5 protein-coding genes and 1 pseudogene are annotated in these 5052 nt (G+C 74.0%); 2 read left to right on the plus strand and 4 right to left on the minus strand.

Annotated elements, in window-relative coordinates:
• Both JYK17_RS39985 and JYK17_RS39990 read right to left on the minus strand, forming a co-directional pair.
• A partial coding sequence (locus JYK17_RS39985; RefSeq protein ID WP_222812305.1) for a phage holin family protein occupies positions 1 to 1432 on the minus strand: 1432 nt, incomplete at its 3' end.
• 157 nt (positions 1433 to 1589) lie between these two features.
• Positions 1590 to 1991 carry a hypothetical protein gene (locus JYK17_RS39990; protein ID WP_108006316.1) on the minus strand — a complete coding sequence of 134 codons (402 nt, stop codon included), beginning with the start codon at positions 1989 to 1991 and terminating at the stop codon, positions 1590 to 1592.
• An 84-nt stretch (positions 1992 to 2075) separates the two neighbouring features.
• Between JYK17_RS39990 and JYK17_RS39995 the strand changes: the two genes are divergently transcribed.
• Together JYK17_RS39995 and JYK17_RS40000 are read left to right on the plus strand one after the other, a co-directional pair.
• On the plus strand, positions 2076 to 2849 hold the full coding sequence (locus JYK17_RS39995) for an MBL fold metallo-hydrolase (protein ID WP_128801491.1): 774 nt from the start codon (positions 2076 to 2078) through the stop codon (positions 2847 to 2849).
• The gene (locus JYK17_RS40000; RefSeq protein WP_108006320.1) at positions 2846 to 3475 is read left to right on the plus strand and encodes a DedA family protein; all 630 of its coding nucleotides are present in this window, start codon (positions 2846 to 2848) and stop codon (positions 3473 to 3475) included. The genes JYK17_RS39995 and JYK17_RS40000 overlap by 4 nt, the downstream gene beginning before the upstream one ends.
• Positions 3476 to 3502: 27 nt before the next feature.
• On the opposite strand, the gene JYK17_RS40005 is transcribed toward JYK17_RS40000, so the two are convergent.
• A complete protein-coding gene (locus tag JYK17_RS40005) occupies positions 3503 to 4603 on the minus strand; it encodes an MBL fold metallo-hydrolase (RefSeq protein WP_222812306.1) in 1101 nt (366 codons plus the stop codon).
• A pseudogene (locus JYK17_RS40010) lies at positions 4600 to 5052 on the minus strand (pyridoxal phosphate-dependent aminotransferase); the annotation flags it as partial. The pseudogene JYK17_RS40010 and the gene JYK17_RS40005, both read right to left, overlap by 4 nt.

Consider the following 5052-nt stretch of genomic DNA (forward strand, 5'->3'; position numbering starts at 1 on the left):
CGGCGCGCGCCTCGGCCCCGCTGCGGGTGCGCCGGGCCTTGCGCGGCACGGGCAGCCCGCAGCCGGCCCGCACCAGCTCGCCCAGGCCCAGGCCGTAACGGGAGCGGAAGGTCTCGCCCGGGCTCTGCCCGTGGTCGGACAGGACGACGATGCGATACGGCCGCGGGGCGTGCTCGGCGACGTTAGCGATCAGCGCCAGCGCGCGGTCCAGCCGCTCCAGGACCTTCTCGGCGTCACGGCTCATCGGCCCGGAGTGGTGGGCCACCTCGTCGTACGCCACCAGGTCGGCGTAGACCGCGGTGCGTCCGGCGAGCAGGTCGCCCATCACCGCGGCGACGACGACGTCCCGCTCCACGACGGTCGCGAAGGCGCGCACGAGGGGGTAGAGGCCGCCGCGTGCGACGCGCGGGCGCTGCTTTCGAAACCGGGACCGGGTGGACTGGCCGATCTCGCGGCCGACCTCGGCGACGAAGGACATGGCGGTGCGCACGGCGTTGGCCGGGTCGGAGAAGTAGGCGAAGTAGCCCGCGCGGGAGCGGTTCTCCCGGCCGCGGCGGCGGGTTGCTATGGACAGTACGAGGGCCTGCTCGTCGGCGCCGCCGCTGAAGAGATTGCCGCGGCTCGCGCCGTCGGCGGTCAGCAGCCCTCCGTCGCCGGTGCGTTCGACGGCACGGCGCTGGAGCTCGGCGGCGCTGGTCGGACGGTTGCAGACCATCACCTCGCGGGTGTCCTTCTCGTACCACCGGAAGGCGGGGATGTCGTGGTTGCTGCCGTGCAGGATGCCGAGCTGGCTGGCGCCGGTCTGGCTGGACCAGTCGGTGCGCCAGGGGGTGAGCCGGTGGGTGCTCTCCAGCCACCGGGCCACCGTGGGCATCAGGCCCTTCGCGGCCGCGGCCACCAGTACGTCGTGTCCGACGCCGTCGAGTTGCAGGAAGACCGTGCCCGGTGTGGTCGGGCCCGGTGGCCCCTTTCTGCGGCGGCGGTCGGAGAGGCGGTACAGGCGGCGCCGGTAGGCGTCGTCGTCGCGCACGGCGAGGGCGGCGCCGGTGGCGGAGGCGACGGCGGACATCACGGCGGCCACCACGACGGCCGTCTCCGGAGCCGCCTCGGCACTGCTTGCGGGGTTGAGCCGCAGCGCGACCAGCAGCAGCGAGCCGTTCAGCACGAAGACGAGCAGGCCCAGCACCAGCGCGGGCACGAGCAGCAGCAGCCGTACCAGCAGCGGCCAGACCAGGGCCGACAGCAGACCGAAGGCACCGGCGCCGACCGCGGCGGTGACGGCGATGTGGGTGGCGCTCTCGCCGTCGGGGGACTGCAGCCGGAAGTCCGGCAGGAGCCCGGCGAGCACGAGCATGGTGAGGGTGGAGACCGCCCACACCGTGACGCTCCGCCCCACCTGACTGGCGATCCTCCGCCAACGCCCGCCGCGCACGCCCTGCTCACCTCACGTCCCGGCCCGTCGTCGGTGCGAGCCTGTACTCAGAGTGTCACAAGGGTCGGACAACCCGTTCCGGCACCGGGGACGGGCCAAGGGGTGGGGGTGTGAGCGGACGCGGGGGCGAGGGCGAGGGCGGTGAGGGCAGGGCGGCTCAGCGGCCGTCGTACCCGGCCGTCGGCATCGACAGCCGGCGGTGCACCCGTGCCTTCATCTGCGCGTCGTAGCAGGGTTCCGCGAAGCCCACGGTCTCCACCCGCACCCCGCGCCGGGCGCACTCGGCGGTGAACTCCTCGACGGACGACAGCGCGCTCTCCAGCACCCGACGGCTGGGCGCCACGAACAGATCCACCCCCGGCCGCACGCCGTCCCACAGCACGCAGTGGTCGGCCCGCAGTCCCCGCACCAGCAGCTCCCGGCTGACGATGTAGCCGCGCTCGGCGGCCCAGCGGGCGCACATCGCGTGCTGGCTGCGGGAGTCCACCAGGAAGGGATCGGCGTCCAGCTCCTCGAGCGGCGTCAGACTCGCGATCGCCGTGACCCGCACCGGTCCCATGGCGTCCCCCTCACCTCTGGGTTTCGGCGCCGACCCTACTCCTGCCCGTAGGCTTCGGGGGAGTCGCGCGAAGGAGGCAAAGAGGTGCCCGTGGAGATCACCTGGTGGGGTCATGCGACCTGCACGGTCACCGATTCGAACGTGCGCCTGCTGACCGACCCCCTGTTCGCGCGCCGGCTCGCGCATCTGCGCCGTCGGCGCGGCGCGCTCCCGCCGCCCGGTGCCGCGCGCGCGGACGTGGCGCTGGTGTCGCATCTGCACGCCGACCATCTGCACATCCCCTCGCTGGAGCGGCTCGCGGAGGGCACGCGCCTGCTCGTGCCCCGGGGCGCACCCCGTGCGGTCCCGGGACTGCGCCGGCTCGGTCATCTCCGGGTGAGCGAAGTGGCGCCCGGGGACCGGGTGGAGGTCGGCGAGGTGGTCGTACGGGTCGTCACCGCGCGGCACGACGGGCGGCGGCTGCCGCTGGGACCGCATCGCTCCCCCGCGCTCGGCTATGTCGTCGAGGGCGAGGGGCGGACGTACTTCGCCGGCGACACCGGGCTGTTCGACACGATGGCGGAGGAGGTCGGGCCGGTCGACGTGGCGCTGCTTCCGGTGGGCGGCTGGGGTCCCCATCTCGGTGAGGGGCATCTGGACGCGGGCCGGGCGGCGCGGGCGCTGGCCCGGCTGGCGCCGCGCAGTGCGGTGCCGGTGCACTACGGCACGTACTGGCCCATCGGCATGGACGCGGTGCGCCCGCACGAATTCCACGCGCCCGGCGACGAGTTCGTGCGCCTGGCGGCCGAGTACGCGCCGGACGTCACGGTGCACCGGCTCGGGCACGGGGAGAGCGTGCGGCTGGAGGTCGCCCGGTGACATGGCTCGCCGCCACGGCGACGACCGTGCCGCCGGAGTCCACCCAGCAGGCGCTCGGCTATCCGTCGCTGTTCCTGCTGGTGCTCTTCGGGGCGCTCGTGCCGGTGATCCCCACCGGGGCGCTGGTGAGTTCGGCGGCCGTGGTCGCCGTCCATCAGACGGCGCCCTTCTCGCTGGCCCTGGTGTTCGTGACGGCCTCGGTGGCCGCGTTCTGCGGGGATGCGGCGCTGTACTGGCTGGGGCGGCGCGGGATGCGGTCGAAGAACGGGTCGCGGTGGCTGGAGGCGATCCGGTCGCGGGCGCCGGAGGACCGGCTGGCGCAGGCGCAGGAGAAACTCGCCGAGCACGGGGGCACGGTGCTGGTGCTGTCCCGGCTGGTGCCCGCCGGGCGCATCCCGGTGATGCTGGCCTGTCTGCTGGCGAAGTGGCCGATGCGGCGCTTCGCCCGGGGGAATCTGCCGGCGTGCCTCGCCTGGGCCGTGACGTATCAGCTGATCGGGATTCTGGGCGGGTCGCTGTTCGCCGAGCCCTGGGAGGGCGTGGTGGCGGCGGTCGCGCTGACCGTCCTGGTCGGCGCCGCCCCCGGCGTCTGGCGGCGCATCCGCCGCACGACGAGTGCCGCCTAGGCCGGCGCCCCCGGCCCGGTTCGGGTCCTAGTCCAGGACCCGTGAGCCTCCGATCGGCAGGTCCCACAGGTCCGCACGGTCCAGGCCCGCCTTCTCCCACGCGGCACGCACGCGTGTCAGGGGTTCGAGCACCGGCTCCGCGGAGAGCACGAACGTGCCCCAGTGCATCGGGGCCATCCGCCGCGCGCCGACGTCCTGGGCCGCTCGCACCGCCTCCTCCGGGTCGCAGTGGACGTCGCTGAGCCACCACCGGGGGTCGTAGGCGCCGATCGGCAGGAGGGCGAGGTCGATGCCCGGGTAGCGGCGGCCGATACGGGAGAACCAGTGGCCGTAGCCCGTGTCCCCGGCGAAGTAGACACGGTGCCCGTCGGGTGCCGTCAGGACCCAGCCGCCCCACAGGGAGTGGCAGGTGTCGGTGAGGGTGCGCTTGGACCAGTGATGGGCGGGGACGAAGTCGAAGCGCACGCCGTCCAGTTCGGCCGCCTCCCACCAGTCCAGCTCGGTGATGGCGGTGAAGCGGCGGCGGCGGAACCAGGCGCCCAGTCCGGCCGGTACGAACACCGGGGTCTCGCGCGGGAGTCTGCGCAGGGTGGGGGCGTCCAGGTGGTCGTAGTGGTTGTGGCTGATGACGACCGCGTCGATGCGCGGCAGCGTGTCCCAGTCGATGCCGACCGGGGTGATGCGGGTGGGGGTGCCGAGGATGCGGCGGGACCAGACCGGGTCGGTCAGGACGGTCAGGCCGCCGATCTGCACGACCCAACTGGCGTGCCCCGCCCAGGAGACGGCGACCGTGCGGGCCTCGGCACGGGGCACGGGCGCCGGTTCGTACGGAAGGCGGGGGATGTCGGCGAGGCCGTCGCGGTCGGGGCGGATGGAGCCCTCGCGGGCGAAGCGGGCCATGGACTTCAGGCCGGGCAGAGGCGCGGTCAGACGGTCGTGGAAGGTCCGCGGCCACACCCTGCGCTCGCCCAGGGGGCGGGGTTCGGCGAGCGGCGGGAACGGGGGCGCGAACTCCTTCGCGACCGCCGGGACACCGGCCTCGCGGGTCGTGCTCGTGCTCGTGGGGGTGCTCGTGCTGGTGCTCGTGGGGGTGCTCGTAGTGGTGGTCGACTCGGACTGCTGCGTCATCGAGGAGGCTCCCATCGCTGAGCGTCGTCGCGGAGATCGTCGAAGACCGACTTCACATGGATCAACGCGCGTTGCACATGTGGCAGTTCCAACGGCGAGGGGGATGTGAGGCATTCCGCGCGTTCCTCGTCCGTATGCCCCAGAAGCGGGCCGGTGGACAACCGGACGCGCAGCGCGCCGAGTTCGTCGCCGAAGCGGTGCCCTCCGGGCGCGGGCATTCCGAGCCGGACCGTGAGGAAGTCCTCCAACTCCTGCGCGTCGCCGACTCCGTGTGCGGCGAGGGCGGTGCGCAGCGGGCCGAGGTCGGCGTAGAGGTGACGGCCGGCCTGCGGGGGCCGGGCGACCGCGCCCGCCGCGACGATCTCCGCGTGCACGGCGGCGGCCACGCGCGCGTGCAGCCGTACGGCGGCGGTCACCCGCGCGGTGACCGGGGCCGGTTCCCCGAGTGC

Source organism: Streptomyces plumbidurans (genome assembly GCF_019857225.1).
Lineage (GTDB): Bacteria > Actinomycetota > Actinomycetes > Streptomycetales > Streptomycetaceae > Streptomyces > Streptomyces plumbidurans.